Below are 16,866 nucleotides of genomic sequence, written 5' to 3'. Positions count from 1 at the left end.
TTACTCCTTCGTTTTCTCTGTGTTCGGACTGATGACATCGCCGCTGATGCCCTGCACGTAATACTCCTTGCCGCTCTCCAGCATAAACCGCCATGCCGGCGCGGCCGGAAGATGGGCGTCCGAATCGAACACCTCGCCGTAATACCCCAACTCAACTTCGGTCACAACCGAACCTTCCGGCAAGAAGTTCTCGATGAGGTTACCCAGCGCCTTCGTGGCCGACAACACGCGCTGCGGCTTCTCCTCCTCCGGATAGGTGATCTCAATCGCTCGGCGCTGGTACGAAATGATCTTCTGATTGCTGTTAAACAGCTTGAGCTCGATTTTAAACAGCGGCCATTTCCCATCAACCAGCGGATGCAGCACAAACACTTCCGAGCTGCTCGCCACCTCGTCATACCGGTAATCCCCGATGTCCGGCAGACTATTCTTCAGCGCGGCCGTTAAATCCCGCGGCGCAAAGATCAACCGGCTGTCGACCGGCACCGGCAGGTCGGTCAGCTTGCCGCTTTGTGCGTCATCCACGAACCGGTAGGCGATCTTAGGCAACTCCGGCGTTTCCGTCGGAATTTTGGCGAGCACGCGAATGCCCTTCTCTTCCATCGTCTGCTGCGTATTATTCTCCAGGGCGGTGATATCCAGGTTGGAGTCGGCCTGCTCGCGCAGATCGTTCCACAGCTGATAGCCCAACACCAGATTCAGCAGCAAAAAGGCGTAAATCAACACGTTTTTCGCCCGACCCCAATCCATGGTTTATCCCCCTTTCGTCTAAATCCGTCTCCTCTGTAACCCTAACGGACCGTAGAGACGTTATTGATGAATTTCCCGGCGATTTCCCAACCTAACGGACTCCAGAGACCTTATTGCGCCCCAAGTGGAGGTATTTGTAGCCACGTAGACCAAATAGCGTCTTCTGGGTCCGTTAGCGTGGAGATCCCCTAAATTTTGTCCCTATAACGGCACCTGAGTCCGTTACCGTTACGAAGAAGCGTTTGTCGCAGTAGGGGTTACTCGTTTCCGTTGGCAGTTGGGTTTGCAGTTGGGTTTGCAGTTGTGGTTACAGTAGAGTTGGCACTACATTTGCTGTCATGTTCACAGTAGAGTTGGCACTACATTTGCTGTCATGTTCACAGTAACGTTGCCTTTGCATTTGCAGTTACGTTTGCAGTTGTGGTTACAGTAGCCTTTGTAGTCTCATCTACCTTTGCAGTTGCGACCGCTCTGGCAACTGCACTTGCAGTTACGTTTACACTCCCGTCTGCCTCTGCATCCCACAACTCCCCGCACCCTACTTCGTAGCCGCGTCCGAGCTGCCGGCCTCCTCGTCCTCCCCTGCGTCCGCGTCCGCACCGGGCTTATCCACCGGCCCCAGACCCAGCACCCTGGTAGCGCCGTTGCTCAGCTCAACGACCCACGTCGGCTTCAGCAGCAAGCCCTTCTCGGTAAGCGTCGGCAGGTACGCGGGGTACAAGCCAGCGATGCTGGCCTCCGTTTGGAGCGACGCGATGCTTTCCCGCAGCGCCTTGCCGCCCGGCAGGGAGACCACCTTCTTCTCCCAGCTGCCGCCGGAGCCGTAAATCAACGAGCGCTCATAGCCGGTAATCGTGCCTTGACGCATTTCAAGCGTAATCGCCCCGTAATGGAACGTCGACAAGTCGATGATCGGAAAAGAACCGAACTGCCCGGTCCCATAGTATTGCTGGAACACAATCCGATGCTGGTCTTCCTCCAGGCCATCGCTCGTTTGCTCCAACCGGTAGTTCCCGTTCCAGCCGCCGTGTTGGTTAACGAAGTCAATGGCGGACAGCACGTTTTTGCTTGGACTGTTCTCCCCTGCCGACGGTGCGGCTGGATCGGTGAAGTTGATCCAATTCCGATTCTGCTTCACCTGAAGGCTGCGTTTACTGTCGGTATAAATCTCGGAGCCGTCCTTTTCCCGGATATAACGGGTATTGCTCAGATCGGAGAACAAGCTTCGCTGCATCTGCTCCGCCGTATATAACCCGATGTTCAGGCCGGTTTCCACTAGGTCCACCGGTTCCTCGGGAACGTAATACCCGTCGGTTAAGGTATACGGCACCCAATCCTTGCCGAAATCCACCTGCTGCTGTACGTCCTGCACCGTTAAATCCGCTTTGGTCGCTTCGTACACGACGTCGCCCCGCGAGCTGAAGAAAAAGACGCGTACCTGATCATCGGTTCCTGTATTAAAAATAAGCAGCCGGTTGACGTTCTCCGCATCAAACAGCGAGTCCGGCGCGATCTGCATCACCTTTTGCAGCAGCTCCACCGGCACCCCGCCGCCGAATTCCAGCTCCACGCCGATATCCTTGCCGCGAATGTCCGACCAGTTGATATTATCGATGTCATACCGCTGGAACCCGTCGAACTGACGGCCCTTCAGCCGGTTGTAGATCAAATTGTAAAACGTCGAGTCCGGGTAAAACACGGTGTGTCGCTCCTCGCCCAGATGAACGGCGATTTGCGACGGATAAAGCATCGCATCCGCCTCTAGGGTCGTCCCCATATTCTCCGTGCGAATGTAGTCGCTCTCCGACTTGACCACCGGATTGCTGCCCGGCAATTGATAGATGAGAAAATAACTCTGCACCAGGCTGCACGCGACCAGCAAGGCCAGCGTCAGCGATTTGACCCTTTCCTTCACCGTGCCTCGCCTCCTTGCTTCTCCGCCGGCAGCGTAAAAGTCACCTTCGTGCCTTTGCCGAATTCCGACTGCAGGGAAATGGTCCCGCCGTGCGCCCGCACAATTTCCCGGGCAATGGATAAACCTAAGCCCGTCCCGCCCATATTCCGTGAACGCGCCTTATCGACGCGATAGAAACGTTCAAATATCCGGTCCAGATCCTTCTTCGGAATGCCGATCCCGTTATCCTGCACCGAAATCGCCAGCTGACGGTCCTCGGTCAACCGCGCTTCCAACGTAATGGTGCCGCCCTCCGGCGTATATTTCATCCCATTGGAGATCAGGTTGTCCAGCACCTGGTCAATCTGATCGCGGTCAATCCACGCCGTATCCACATCACTGGCGATAAACAACGTAGGCTTGATCCCTTTCTCCTGCATCTGAAAAGAAAACCGGTCCGCCACATCCTCCAGCATCTCCATCACATTGGTCGGCTGCTTGCGCAGCTCCGCTTCTTGCGAATCGAAGCGGGACAGATGAAGCAGGTCCGTGACGAGGCGGATCATCCGCTCGGTCTGGTTCTGGATCACGGACACGAATCGGGACCCGAGCTCCGGATCCTCCATCGCGCCGTCCTCCAGCGCCTCGGTATAGCTCTTGATCGTTGTCAGCGGCGTCCGGAGCTCGTGCGACACGTTGGCCACGAACTCCCGCCGCGACGCCTCCAGCTTCTCCTGCTCGGTGACGTCCTGGAGGACGGCGATCGTGCCGATGATTCCGATTTCCCGCCGATGAATCGGCGTAAACGTCACCCGGATCAGGAAGACATCCCCGTCTGATCCGATATTTTCGAGGATCGTCGAGTGCATCGTCCCTTGCTCCAGCACATCCTTCTCCTCGTCCGGCAGGTTCAGCAACGACATGATATCGCCCCGGTCGGGCCCCGTATCCGACGTCCCCAGCATTTCGCTCGCGCGCCGGTTCATCAGAATAACCCGTCCAGTCTCATCCGTCGCGATCACCCCGTCGCTCATGTTCGTGAGGATCGAAGCAAGCTTCTCCTTCTCTTCCTCGTTCTGCGCCAGCGCATCGCGCAGCCGGCTCGTCATGTAGTTAAACGCCTTGCTAAGCTGACCGATTTCGTCGTTGCCAAGCACCGGCATCTTCTGATGGAACTCCCCTTCGGCCACCGCCGTGGCGCGCCGGGTTAGCTCCTTGATCGGCGAAGTAATCGTATGGGCCAAAATAACGCCCAGCACCGCCGTCAACCCCAGCGCCAGCAGTATCCCGGAAATAAAAATATTATTAATCCGCTCCATCGTATTATAGAGCTCGCTCATCGACGCCGCGATGTAGATGGCCCCGACGATTTTCCCGCCGCTGACCACCGGCTTGGCCACAACCTTCTTGCGGACGTTATCCTCGTCTATGATATATTCCTCGTTATCGCGAATGCCCTGCAGGGCCCGGCTCACAACCGTCTGCGTATTCTTCGTGCCCACATAATCGGCGTGGGAAGGCTTGGACGTCGTCAGCACCTTGCCGCTTGCATCCAGCACCTGAATCTCCGCCCCGCCGATATTAAACAGGTTATTGACCAGTACGCGCAGATTCTCCAGCGATTCCTCCGCCGACTCTCCGGTCACGCCCAGGTTTTGCGCCGCCAACACGGAGAGCAGCTCCGCCCGCTCCTGCAGTTCCTTCGTGAAGTTGCTGGTCAGCGAGGTCTTCATCGCGCTCACGAAATACACCCCGATCAACTGCATGGCGATCAGGATCAGCAGCACGTAAATGATGATCAGTTTGGCCTGGATCGTGCGAAAAAAAGAGGGCAGATTCATTCTAGAGTCCACCCGCCTTGGAGCTCCGCATCATATACCCCAATCCCCGCCGCGTCAAAATGTATTCCGGCTTGCTCGGATCCTTCTCGATCTTCTCGCGCAGCCGGCGAATCGTCACGTCCACCGTGCGGACATCGCCAAAATACTCGAAGCCCCACACCGCCTGCAGGAGATGCTCGCGAGTCATCACCTTGCCGGCATTCTTGACCAGGTAATGCACAAGCTCGAACTCCCGATGCGTCAGATCCAACGGTTCGCCATTCTTATGCACCGTGTACATATCCGTGTCGATAAACAGCTCGAACAGGCTGATCCCCTGCTTCGTTTCCTCTGCACCTTCGGCCGCCGCGGCCTTCTGTTGACGGCGCATCTGCGCCTTCACCCGGGCCAGCAGCTCCCGCGTACTGAACGGCTTGGTCACGTAGTCGTCGGCGCCCAGCTCCAGGCCCAACACCTTATCGATCTCCCCGTCCTTGGCCGTCAGCATAATGATCGGCGTCTCGAGCTTCGCCCGCACCTCGCGGCACACGTCCATCCCGTCCTTGCCGGGCAGCATCAAATCGAGCAGAATCAGGTCCGGTTGTTCGGAGAACGCCAGCCGGGTAGCTTCAATCCCGTCGAAGGCGAGCACGACCTCGTAGCCCTCTTTTTCCAAATTAAATTTCAAAATATCCGCAATGGGTTTCTCGTCATCCACGACCAGAATTTTTCCTTGCATGAATCAGGTTCACCCCAACTTTCAGCCATGGGCTTTTGCTCCCTCTATCTTACCATATCTAACGCCGCATCAGCTATCCGCCGATCCGGTAACGATTGACAACTCACATTTTGGGGTAATAAGGTCTGAGGCAAAAAAAGCCCGCCTCCCTCAAGGGTGGCGGACTCGCATCTTATAGATATTTCATCGGGTTCTGAATGCTGCCGTTCTTATGAATCTCGAAGTGCAGATGCGTGCCGGTCGAGCGGCCGGTGCTGCCCATGACGCCGATCTTGTCGCCCTTCTCGACGACCTGACCTTTCTTCACGCTGATTTTGCTTAAATGGCCGTACAGCGTTTCATAGCCATTCTTGTGGTCGATGATGATGCAGTTGCCATAGCCCGTCTTCGTCCCCACGAACGAGACAACGCCGTCATCGGCGGCGAGGATGTTGCGTTTCGAGGACACCAGGTCGATCCCTTTATGCGTCCGTCCCCAACGCTCGCCGTAGCTGCTTGTCATCTTGGCGCTGGATACCGGCCAGGCGAATTGCCCGCTTCCTTCACCCAACACAACCTTCGTGCCGCGCACGACGATTTTAGGCGACGATTTCTTCGTCACTTCTTGGCCGAGCCATTCTTCGTCTACGACCATCCCATTTTCCTTCGTAATCCGATATTCCATCGTCTTCAGGCCGCTGGAGCCCGGCGAGATTACCTTGGTCTCCCCCGCCCGCATGCTGGCGTTCTTCTTGACGATGACCTGGGGTTCGGTCACGATCTCCTCCATCACATGCTCAACGGTGCGAACCGTAAGAGCCGGCTGCACTGCCTTTACGTTCAGCAGTGTCCCGATTTGCAGCGTCCGCTCTTCAACCCCCGGGTTATTCGCGAACAGCTCCTTCTGCGACACATCAAAACGGGCCGCGATCGACGAAATCGTGTCCCCTTCCTTCACCTCATACTGAATGGCTTCCTCGTCCCCTTGGAGGATCTTGCGTACGGCTTCCTCGGAGCTCATCACCTTGTTGGGATCCGATTTGACCTCGCCCTGCGCCACGTCTTCGGCAATCTCTACCGTTTCCAACGTCGCGCTGGAAGCCTTTGTCTTGGCTCCCGCCGTTGCGCTGCCGCCGGTCCGTTTCACTTTCGCGGCCAGGGTGCTGGCAGCCACGTCCGGCTCCGGTGCATATTGCGATTTAACCCGCTCCAGAACTTCCCGGGCGGCCTGCTGGTCCTTCACGACGGCGATCACTTTGCCGTCCACCTTCAGCTCTACGCCCTTGGCATAACCGGTCAGCATCCCGTACAACTCGCTCAGGGTTGATTCCGCATCCACTTCGGCTTTGTAGGCCTGCTCCGGTTTGGTGCTAATCCCCTCGGTATGTACCGCCATATCCACATCCGGGTACTTCTGTTTATATTCTTGCTCTTTGCGTTCAATAAGAGCCTGTAATTGCGATTCGCTCGCGATCGTGCCAATTTCCTTCCCGCCGACGTAGACCCGGTAATAAGATACCGTATTGGCCTTCACGTATTGCTGTCCTGTCAAATAGACCGCGCCTGCGATAACAACCACGGCGACCCCAGCCAGGACCATCTTGCGGGATTTCAGAAGATCGGACCATTTTCGTCCGCTCTCCAGTTCGGATCTCTCTGAATCGTTTTCCGGGCGGCTGTGTTGCTCCTGCGTTCGAGAGTTGTCTCCGCGCCACAGCTGCCAACGTTTTCCCGTAAAACCTTTCATACCGATCTCCTTTATTCATCGACTCGATTCGACTTTAAATGGTTTCAAAATTTTAACCTTTTGCCGCTATTGTTTACTTTAACACAGCCCAGCAAAGAATTTCAACTTTGGTCCCAAATGCAAACAACCCGCTGAATAAGCGGGTCCTCACGGTTTTAGCGGCGGTGTAACCGCTTTTTTTAATTTACAATCCTGTGAATGTTAGCGCTGACATTCCCTTTTGACAGGGGATGAAGCGATTATTTTTTTAACAGCTCCATCACCTTGGAATACTCCGTTTTATCTAAATGTTTTGACAGAATTTGCTCGATGTTAATCATTTCGATTTCCGTCAATCCGCCCTCCAGGGCCACGGTCAACTTTTGCATATCCTCCTGCGGCAACTTCTTCATGAGAATCGCAAAAATCTCCTCTTTCTGCTGATCGGGCAGCTCATCCTTCTTTGCAACGAGATCGTCCGGCGTCACCACCACCTGCTGGTCTTCGCCCAACGCATCTCCCGCATTCATTCCGCCCATCACCGGCAAGGCATCTTCCGGCGCGTCGGCCTCCGTTCCGTTGGCATCTGTGTTGGTACCGCCGGTCGGACTTCCGTTCGTCTCCGTCGTCGGATCCTTCGGGCTACCGTTGTTGCTCTGCCCATCGCCTGATGGATCTGTCTTCCCCGAGCCGGTATCGACCGTGCCGGATTTGCCTGTATCGGACTTGCCTGTACCGCTGCCGCTCGAATCGGTATCGGTTTCTCCTTCCGCTTGATCGGTACCCCCTCCGGTCCCGCCAAACCCCAGCATCCCCTTCATAATCCCGCCGATACCAGGAGCCTGCGCGGTTATAGGCAGATTGTAGCTGCTCAATAACGTTTGGATGTACGAATTAACGATGTATCCCGTCGTGGCAACGGTCAATAGGCTAACCGCTACGATCGTTACGACTAATTTCAAGATCCATCCGAGCCATTTCATCGCTTTGTCCTCCTACTGCCTAAGAATCTAGTCTCTCAACCTCCAGTATGGACGGCGAAACCCGATTTCAACCTTAGCTAGGAGCTAAAACTAGAAAAAGAAACCGCCGGCAGAGCGATGTTCCCATCCTCTATCGGCGGCTCAGTGATAGCCTCATAGTCTATCCTTTTGTTTCTTATTCGTAGATCGGCAGCACCTGGTTCGTTTGGCTGCGGTTGCGGCCGACCGAGAAAATCGCAATCGGAACGCCGGTCAACTCAGACACGCGCCGAACGTAATTACGGGTCGTTTCCGGGAGATCCTCCAGCGTCTTCGCACCGGAGATATCCTCCGTCCAGCCCGGCATTTCCTCGTACACCGCTTCGCATTCCGCGAGCATTTTCAGGCTGGCCGGGTAGTGCGTGATGATCTCACCGCGGTACTTATAACCGGTGCAGATTTTTACGGTTTTGAGACCGGTCAGCACATCCAGGGAATTCAGCGACAGCCCGGTCAACCCGCTGACACGGCGCGTATGGCGGACCACCACGCTATCGAACCAGCCCACCCGGCGCGGACGTCCGGTCACGGTGCCGTACTCATGACCGGTCTCGCGGATCAGGTCGCCAACTTCGTCAAACAACTCAGTTGGGAACGGACCATCACCGACACGTGTCGTATACGCTTTGGCCACGCCGATGATTTGGTGAATTTTCGTAGGTCCTACGCCGCTGCCGTTGCAGACCCCGCCAGCCGACGGGTTGGACGAGGTGACGTATGGATATGTCCCTTGGTCGATGTCGAGCATGACACCTTGCGCACCTTCGAACAGCACCTTCTCGCCCGCATCAATCGCTTCGTTCAAAATCACCGACGTATCCGCTACGTACGGACGAATAAATTCCGCGTATTCCAGATATTGTTGCAGCACTTCCTCCACGTCGAGCGGCTGCCCGCCATAAACGGTCTCGATCAGATGATTTTTCTCCTTCATGATCTGACGCAGCTTCGTCTCGAACTCCTCCGCATCCATCAAATCAGCGATCCGAATCCCGCTGCGAGAGGCTTTATCCATATAGGCCGGCCCGATCCCCTTCTTGGTCGTCCCGATCTTGTTCTCGCCCTTGCGCTCTTCCTCCAAAGCGTCCAATACCAAATGATACGGCAGAATCACGTGAGCGCGATCGCTGATCACCAGATTTTTCGCGCTAAACCCGTTCTCCTCCACATATTTGATCTCTTCGATCAACGCGGCTGGATTGATGACAACCCCATTACCGATGACACAACGTTTATTTTGGTTAAAGATGCCTGACGGAATCAAGGTGAGTTTGTACTTCTTGCCGTCGATAAGAATGGTGTGACCGGCGTTGTTGCCGCCTTGATAACGGGCCACCACATCGGCGCTTTCCGCCAAGAAATCCGTGATTTTACCTTTACCTTCGTCTCCCCATTGCGTTCCTACAACGACTACCGTTGACATGTACATTCCCCCGCTTGGTGCGTCAAGCACCTGTATTTGAACATTGCAAAAGACAGCCCTCCGATTGCATCCTGCATATGCAACCCCTAGGCTGATCCGACACTTCATCTTGTTGTACGCGCTAACAAACACGCCGCTGCCGTCAACCTGCGACTGACTGATCTATCGCTTTAACGCAGCAATACCAGTTTAACAGTCTCTATTTTTAAAGTCAAATTAAAAAGCGAACGATTGTCCGGTGCTATTTTACAAATGTTCGGAATTACTGCGGGTATGCGCTTTGAACCTCAAATTCATTGCTTTTTTGCAGCTCTAATCATCGTCACGCGGCGGATTCGGATTCTTTTTTTGCTAAAACCTCCTTCTTCAGAAACCAGCAGACAAAAAAGGCCGCGACGATAAACCAAAGGGATATAGCGAAAATATGCTGAAAGGCACTAACAAATACCGTCTGCACTTGGTTCAGCAACTCCGGGTTCAAGCCTTGGGGAATCCCGCCGCTTGCGATTTGACCTAGCGTATCACTCGAAAACTGGTCGGTAAGCGCGGTAACCCCACCTTTGATTTGCCGGGCGAGCAAGCTGCCAAACACGCTGAGCCCAATCGTCGTTCCGAGAGATTGAAACAGCTGCACTGTCCCGAGGGCAATGCCGCTGTGTTCTTTTTCAACCGATTCCTGCACGATCAGATTATCGGCGCCAAACAGCGCTCCAAACCCGATCCCAAGAACGAAGAACGTGAGAATGACGTACACCACGGTCGTGGTGATCCCGATCTTTGACAGCAGGAAGAAGCTGATGATTGGAAGCGTAAAACAGATGATGAATAAATACCGGTAAGGAAGCTTGGTTATCAGGAACCCGTTCAGAAGGCTAGAGGGTACCACCCCTGCCATAAAAGCGAGCATCAAATACCCGGCCTCTGTTGGCGTTAGTCCCATCACATTTTGGGCAAAAAGCGGAAAAGCGGAGGTGCTCCCCATGGCTCCAAGCATCAAAATGAATACAAGCAGCGACATCACCACCAAGTTGCGGTTCCGGAATAAATGCAGCGGAATAATCGGTTCCTCGGCTTTCGATTCGATGCGGACAAACCAAGCGATCAATAGCCCAGACAACACAAGCAGTCCGAGGATCACCGGGGACGACCATGTAAATCCTTGATTGTCGACGAGGATCGGAGTTAATAACAAGGACAGGAGAGCGAGCACAAGTGTAGCGGCTCCCGCCCAGTCAATTTTTCTGCTTTCGTCACTGCGGGATTCGCGCACCCCAAAGGACAGCAGCATTGCCGCAAGCACCCCAACGGGGATATTGATCAAAAATACCCAGTGCCAGCTGATATGTTCTACGAAATAGCCGCCAACGGTTGGACCCAGCAGCTGGGGCAGGATGAGGAGCGGCCCGATCAGGCTCTGGATTCTGGCCCGTTGTTCCAACGGGTAAGCATCGCCGATCATCGCAAGGGCAATCGGCATCAGTCCGCCGGCTCCGATGCCCTGAATGCCACGCCCTGCCAGCAGCACTCCGATGGAGGGCGCCATTCCACTAATAAGCGATCCCAGAATGAATAGTCCCATGCAATATAGGTAAACGCGTTTGCGTCCATAGATATCGGCGAGCTTCCCCAGAATCGGCATGAACATGGAGGCCGCAAGCATATAAATGCCGGGAACCCAACCATAGAACGCTAGTCCATGCAGCTGCCGAATAATGCTTGGCATGGCCGTCGAAACGACGGTTTCATCCAGCTCGGCAAAGATCAAGCCGGTAAATACACCAATTAACATAAAGCTTTTCTTGTTTTTCACCAAAGTCATTCCCTTGTTCTCCCCTTCACCTCATTTTGTTTACTGGAAACATATATGTTTACAGGAATCAATATACACTCTTGTTTCCTCCTCGTCAAACATGTTTCCAGGAATCTTTCCTGTGATATACTAAGTACAGTAAATCACTAAGGGAGATTCGTTCATGAAACGATCAACATTATACAAAGATGAATTAATTGTTCAGATTATGGGAATGACCGACAAATTACAGAGGCGATTCCAATCGGAGGGCGTGGATGAAGAGCGAAGTTGGATGCTTCAGCAAACGGATAACCCAGCCGTGATCTCCTTCCTGAAACGTGCAACGATGATGATGCTCCATGTCATAGACGCAATCGTTGCGCTGGAGCCGGTCAACGGGATTCGCATTGCCTCGCATTTGGGAATTCCCCGGGGGAGCGTTTCGAAAATTACGAGAAAGCTGGTCCAAGAGCATGTGATTCAAATGGAGTATCTGCCGGACAATAAGAAAAAGATTATGTTTCGCACCACTTCCTTGGGAAAGGAAGTATCCAAAGTTCATCAAGCGCTGCATCGGCACGTCGATATGAACGTTCATGCCTTATTAAATAGGTATACCCCGGAACAATTGACCTTTCTCGCCCAGGTGCAAAGCGATATCCTAAATACATCGTTAGTGAAAGAGGATCTAACGTCCATCAAGGATGATCACCCCCCCGCTGCGGAGAATCCGCCTGAGGCAATGGACATGAGGCAAGCTGCACAAGAGGATCCGATACGGGATCTGATGGACATGCTTCATCAGTTAGATACGGCCAATCTCAGCAAGGCCAAAGATCTGCTGCAGGTCGTATTCTTTGCGGAGCACAACAGATGATTGTTAGATACGATTGAGATGGGAGTAGCCTTTCCGAACATACAAAAAAAGGGTCCACGGCATCCGTGGGCCCTTTCAATTCGTATGAGATGATACCTTAAATCCATATAGCAGTTCTTTACCGCCTAACCGGCAAACGCATCCGCATGCGCCCGCTCATAATTGGCAAACTTGTTGAAGTTCTTCAAGAAAACGAGCTCAACGGTACCCACTGGGCCATTCCGCTGCTTGGCGATGATGATCTCAATGATGTTCTTCTTCTCCGTCTCCTGGTTATAGTAATCGTCCCGGTACAGAAACGCCACGATATCGGCATCCTGCTCGATGGAACCGGATTCCCGAAGGTCGGACATCATCGGACGCTTGTCCTGCCGCTGCTCGACGCCCCGGCTTAACTGAGACAAGGCGATGACCGGCACTTCCAGCTCCCGGCCGATTTGCTTCAGCGTACGGGATATCTCCGAGACCTCCTGCTGCCGGTTCTCGCCGGGCTTGCCCCGGCCTTGAATCAGCTGCAGGTAGTCGATCACGATCATGCCCAGGCCGCGTTCCTTCTTGAGCCGGCGGCATTTCGCCCGGATGTCTGCCACCGTGATCCCCGGGGTATCATCGATATAAATCTCCGCTTCCGACAAGGCGGCAATGCCCATCGTCAGCTTCGACCAATCGTCATCGCTCTTGAAGTCCCCCGTCCGCATGACGCTGGCGTCGAGGTTGGCCTCGGCGCAGATCATCCGCTGTACCAGCTGGGCCGCGGACATCTCCAGACTGAAGATCGCCACGGTCTCTTTGGCGCGCACCGCGACGTTCTGCGCGATATTCAGGGCAAACGCCGTTTTACCTACGGAAGGCCGTGCGGCGACGATAATCAAGTCACTGCGCTGGAATCCCGCCGTCATTCGGTCCAAATCTACGAACCCCGACGGGATCCCGGTGGTCGTTCCGCGATTCTGATGCAGCGTCTCGACGCGATCAAACACTTCCATCAGCACGTCGCGAATCGCAATGAACCCGCTGCCCGAACGGCGGTTGGAAATCTCCAAAATGCGCCGCTCGGCATCGCTGAGCATATCGGCCACGTCTTCGCCGCCGGTATAGCCGTCGCTGACGATTTGCGTCGCCGTGCGGATCAACCGCCGCAGCATCGATTTCTCTTCGATAATCCGCGCGTAATAATCCACGTTGGCCGCCGTCGGCACCGCATGAGCCAGCTTGGCCAAATAACTGACGCCGCCGATCTCCTCGAGCTCGCCGCGATCCTTCAGCTTGGCGGTTAGCGTGACGAGGTCGATCGGCTTGCCTTCCTCGCCCAGTTGAACCATCGCTTCAAAGATCAATTGATGGGGCTTGTCATAAAAATCCTCGGTCCGCACCCGCTCCATCGCGGAAATGAGCGCTTCCGATTGCAACAGGACGGCCCCCAGTACCGCCTGCTCGGCTTCTAAATTTTGCGGGGGGATCCGGTCAAAAAACAGATCTCCGCTCATCTTATTCCTCCGTGACGTGAACCTTAAGCGTCGATTTCACTTCGGGGTGAAGTTTTACCGGCACCTGGGTTACGCCCAGCGTCCGGATCGGATCATGCATTTCGATTTTACGCTTATCCAGCTTCACGCCGGCTTTTTCCAGCGCCTCTGCAACTTGCTTGCTCGTAATCGCACCAAACAAGCGGCCGCCCTCGCCGGCTTTGGCTTTCAACTGGACGGTCATTTCCTCCAGCTTCTTGCCGAGCTGGATGGCATCTTCCTTCTCTTGGGCTTTGCGCTTCAGCTCGGATGCCGTTTGCTGCTCCAGCGTCTTCACGTTGCCCTCCGTTGCCGGGCGAACCAAACCGCGCGGCATCAGGAAGTTTTGTGCATACCCTTCGGATACCTCTTTGATTTCCCCTTTTTTCCCTTGGCCTTTGACATCCTTCAAAAAGATTACTTTCATTCGAATAACCCCTCTTCCTTCTCTATTTCATCCAGGACGGCGAGCAGTCGTTTCTCCGCTTCCGCCTGGGTTCCTTCCAACTGAACCGCGGCATTGGTCAAATGTCCCCCGCCGCCAAGCCGCTCCATGACTACCTGCACGTTCATGCTCCCAAGCGAACGGGCGCTGATTCCAATCAGACCGTCCGGCCGCTCGCTGATGACGAACGAGGCGAGCACGCCCGTCATATTTAGCAGCGTATCCGCCACTTGGGCAATCAACAGCTGCGGGATCTTGCGGTTGGGCTCCGTCACCGCCAAGGCGATATGCCCATGGATCATACGGGCATGCTTGATGATGTCGGCCTTGGCGATGTACTCTTGCAGGTCTTCCTTCAGCAATCGCTGCACCATCACCGTGTCCGCCCCATTGCGGCGGAGGAACGCCGCGGCTTCAAACGTCCGCGAACCGGTATGGAGCGCGAAATGCTTCGTATCGACGGTGATACCCGCGAGCAGCGTCGTCGCCTCCAGCGGGCTGAGCTCCACCTTCTCGTGAATGTACTGCAGCAGCTCGGTGACGAGCTCGCAGGCTGAGGAGGCATAAGGCTCCAGGTAGACCAGCACCGCATCGGCTACGAATTCCTCGCCGCGGCGGTGGTGGTCCACGATGACGACGCGGCTGGCTTCCTCGACCAGCCGAGGCTCCATCGTGATGGAGGCCTTATGCGTATCAACGAGCACGAGCAGCGTGTGCTCGGTCATCAAGTTCATGGCCTGCTCCGGTGAGATAAACCGCCGGAGCAGGGCCTCCTCTTTGCCGATGCGATCCATCAGGCGATCGATCGCCGGGTTCGGGCCATCCAGCACGACGTGGGCCTCGACCTTGTACATATCGGCGGCCTTCAGCACGCCGATGGAGGCGCCGATCACGTCGAGGTCCGGTACGCGATGGCCCATGATAATGACGCGGTCGCTCTCCTGCATCAAATCGCGCAAGGCATGCGCGATGACGCGGGCGCGGACGCGCGTCCGCTTCTCTATGGCGCCGGATTTGCCGCCATAGAAGGACAACCGCTGACCGGCCTTGACGGCGGCCTGGTCCCCCCCGCGGCCGAGCGCCATATCCAAGCTGGACTGGGCGAGTTCGCCCAGCTCGCTAAAGCGCTCGGCACCAAAAGCGAGGCCGATGCTCAGCGTAATCGGCACCTTCAGGTCCGCGGTCATTTCGCGGACCTCATCCAGAATGACGAACCGGCTTTGCTCGAGTTCGTCCAGCGATTTCTGATTCAGAATCATCAGATATCGCTCGGAGGACAGCCGCCGCAGGTACACGCGGTACTGTTTGGCCCATTCCGTGATCGCCGTCGCTACGCGGGCGATCAAGGCGGTCCGCTGCTGGTCGTCCATGCCCTGGGTGGCTTCATCCAGATTGTCCAGCAGCACGATGCCCAGCGCAGCCCGTTCGTCTTCGTATCGGGTGCGCAGCACCGCCAGCTCTGTCATATCGTGGATGTAAATCAGCCGCTCGTTGGCGTCGATGGTCAGCTCGTAGTAACGATCCCCCACCATCATTTCCACGGTGGTCCGGGCGCCGCTTCCGTCCTTCTTGTCGCGGCTAAGCGCCGGAAGCTGGGGCAGCAGCTCGGACAACGGCAGACCCACCACGGAATCTTTGCCGTACATCCCGGCTACGAAATGATTATGCCATTCGACCGTCCGCTCCTCGCTGAACAGCATCAGACCAAACGGCAGCTTGCCGACCGCCTCGCCCTCCACCCGCTTGATCCGGTAGTTCAGGTCGGTCACATAGCGGACCAGCTCTTTCCGGAACTGCCGCTCCGCCCGCAGCATGCTGTAAGTCAACACACCAACGAGACATAAGCAAATCAGCCCCAAAATCCAGTTAAAGTAGGAGATGAAGATGACGAGCAGCAATTGAAGCATGAACATCCATACGGTTTGGTACCCGTACCAACGTTTTTGCAGAATATTAGGCATGCCTTCTCACCCTATCGTCTTGATCTCGTAATCATGTCCCGCAGCGGAAACGCAATGTCCAGAATCCCCACGATCCGCAGCGGTGGAATAAACAGCATCGCCACGATAAGCAGAATCGGAATCACCGGATTCCACTTGCGGTGATAGGCCGCAAAGAAGAAGAAACTTGCCGTTTGCACCATAAAGAGAAATTGCAACAGCGGCATCAGATTCAGCAGTATCGTGCCCATGAACCCCTGCGATACCGCCTCTCCTCCGAACCACTGCAGCAGCACGCCGATGAGATAATACCAAATCAACGAGCGCGGCAGACGCCAATCGCGTACCAGCGGCAGCTTCGGCACCGCATGCCCCAAGCTCGATAATGTAGGCCGGGAGATCGCATGGGCTACCGCGGCAATCACAAGCGAGCAGACGATCATCGTAAACGGAATCATCCGTACCGTCAGGCTGGAGAATTGCTGGCTCATCTCCGGCGACCACACGAGACCTCCGGCCAGCGAGCTGTCAGCGACATTCGTAAACGGAGCCATCGCCGAATTCACCAGTTCCTCGATCGCGGAAGCCAGATTGAAGTCGAAGAAGACCGTGCTGATCAGAAGGATCAGCAAAAATTCCAGCAGAATGGTGCCCGCTCCCGCCATCATCGTACGGAAAGCTGGGCCTCTCTTCTTATATAAATAGCCCATGACAATCGAAGGGATAATGAAATACAGGGCCTGCAGCAGAATAACCGGTCCGAAGATCAGCGAAGCCGCCAGCCAGACCACCGCCACGTGCACGAGAAACACCCTTGTCGATAAAGTCGTGTACAGCAAGATACCCGGCACGATCAGAAAAAACATCGTTATCACGGTAAGCGGAGTTGCAAGTGACAACAGAAGCAGCAAATATGCGGCGCTCCAGGCCACCGATGTCCAGCGTAACTTCAAA

13 protein-coding genes are annotated in these 16,866 nt (G+C 55.2%); 1 reads left to right on the top strand and 12 read right to left on the bottom strand.

The genetic code is table 11. The features are described from left to right. The 8 genes from yycI to BN3277_RS05275 form a co-directional block, all read right to left on the bottom strand. Complete coding sequence (gene yycI, locus BN3277_RS05310; protein WP_059041257.1) at positions 1 to 750, bottom strand: two-component system regulatory protein YycI; 750 nt, start codon at positions 748 to 750, stop codon at positions 1 to 3. A gap of 538 nt (positions 751 to 1,288) precedes the next feature. Next, entirely contained in the window at positions 1,289 to 2,665 is a 1,377-nt protein-coding gene (locus tag BN3277_RS05305; protein WP_059041256.1) for a YycH family regulatory protein, read from the bottom strand. Next, positions 2,662 to 4,485: a cell wall metabolism sensor histidine kinase WalK gene (gene walK / locus BN3277_RS05300; RefSeq protein ID WP_059041255.1), complete on the bottom strand. Its 1,824-nt coding sequence runs from the start codon at positions 4,483 to 4,485 to the stop codon at positions 2,662 to 2,664. Before walK ends, BN3277_RS05305 begins: the two co-directional genes overlap by 4 nt. 1 nt (position 4,486) lies before the next feature. Further along, entirely contained in the window at positions 4,487 to 5,203 is a 717-nt protein-coding gene (yycF, locus tag BN3277_RS05295) for a response regulator YycF (RefSeq protein WP_059041254.1), read from the bottom strand. Between the two features lie 172 nt (positions 5,204 to 5,375). After that, entirely contained in the window at positions 5,376 to 6,929 is a 1,554-nt protein-coding gene (locus BN3277_RS05290) for a M23 family metallopeptidase (protein ID WP_082691332.1), read from the bottom strand. Positions 6,930 to 7,168: 239 nt separating this feature from the next. Further along, on the bottom strand, positions 7,169 to 7,891 hold the full coding sequence (locus tag BN3277_RS05285) for a hypothetical protein (RefSeq protein WP_059041253.1): 723 nt from the start codon (positions 7,889 to 7,891) through the stop codon (positions 7,169 to 7,171). A 175-nt stretch (positions 7,892 to 8,066) separates the two neighbouring features. Further along, entirely contained in the window at positions 8,067 to 9,353 is a 1,287-nt protein-coding gene (locus BN3277_RS05280) for an adenylosuccinate synthase (protein WP_059041252.1), read from the bottom strand. A 322-nt stretch (positions 9,354 to 9,675) separates the two neighbouring features. Then, positions 9,676 to 11,172: an MDR family MFS transporter gene (locus BN3277_RS05275; RefSeq protein WP_059041251.1), complete on the bottom strand. Its 1,497-nt coding sequence runs from the start codon at positions 11,170 to 11,172 to the stop codon at positions 9,676 to 9,678. A 154-nt stretch (positions 11,173 to 11,326) separates the two neighbouring features. Between BN3277_RS05275 and BN3277_RS05270 the strand changes: the two genes are divergently transcribed. After that, the gene (locus BN3277_RS05270; protein WP_059041250.1) at positions 11,327 to 12,022 is read left to right on the top strand and encodes a helix-turn-helix domain-containing protein; all 696 of its coding nucleotides are present in this window, start codon (positions 11,327 to 11,329) and stop codon (positions 12,020 to 12,022) included. A 125-nt stretch (positions 12,023 to 12,147) separates the two neighbouring features. Here the strand turns inward: BN3277_RS05270 and dnaB are convergent, their stop codons facing one another. Genes dnaB through BN3277_RS05250 form a run of 4 tightly spaced genes read right to left on the bottom strand, consistent with a single transcriptional unit; the run spans position 12,148 to position 16,865 of the window. Next, the gene (gene dnaB, locus BN3277_RS05265; protein ID WP_059041249.1) at positions 12,148 to 13,509 is read right to left on the bottom strand and encodes a replicative DNA helicase; all 1,362 of its coding nucleotides are present in this window, start codon (positions 13,507 to 13,509) and stop codon (positions 12,148 to 12,150) included. A gap of 1 nt (position 13,510) precedes the next feature. Further along, complete coding sequence (gene rplI, locus BN3277_RS05260; protein WP_059041248.1) at positions 13,511 to 13,954, bottom strand: 50S ribosomal protein L9; 444 nt, start codon at positions 13,952 to 13,954, stop codon at positions 13,511 to 13,513. Continuing rightward, entirely contained in the window at positions 13,951 to 15,933 is a 1,983-nt protein-coding gene (locus tag BN3277_RS05255; RefSeq protein ID WP_059041247.1) for a DHH family phosphoesterase, read from the bottom strand. Before BN3277_RS05255 ends, rplI begins: the two co-directional genes overlap by 4 nt. A gap of 11 nt (positions 15,934 to 15,944) precedes the next feature. After that, a complete protein-coding gene (locus tag BN3277_RS05250; protein WP_059041246.1) occupies positions 15,945 to 16,865 on the bottom strand; it encodes a DUF2232 domain-containing protein in 921 nt (306 codons plus the stop codon). Between the last annotated feature and the right edge of the window lies 1 nt (position 16,866).

It is taken from the genome of Paenibacillus rubinfantis (assembly GCF_001486505.1).
GTDB lineage: Bacteria > Bacillota > Bacilli > Paenibacillales > Paenibacillaceae > Fontibacillus > Fontibacillus rubinfantis.
The sequence above is the reverse complement of the archived record's forward strand: the minus strand, read 5'-3'. Positions and strand labels throughout refer to the sequence as shown.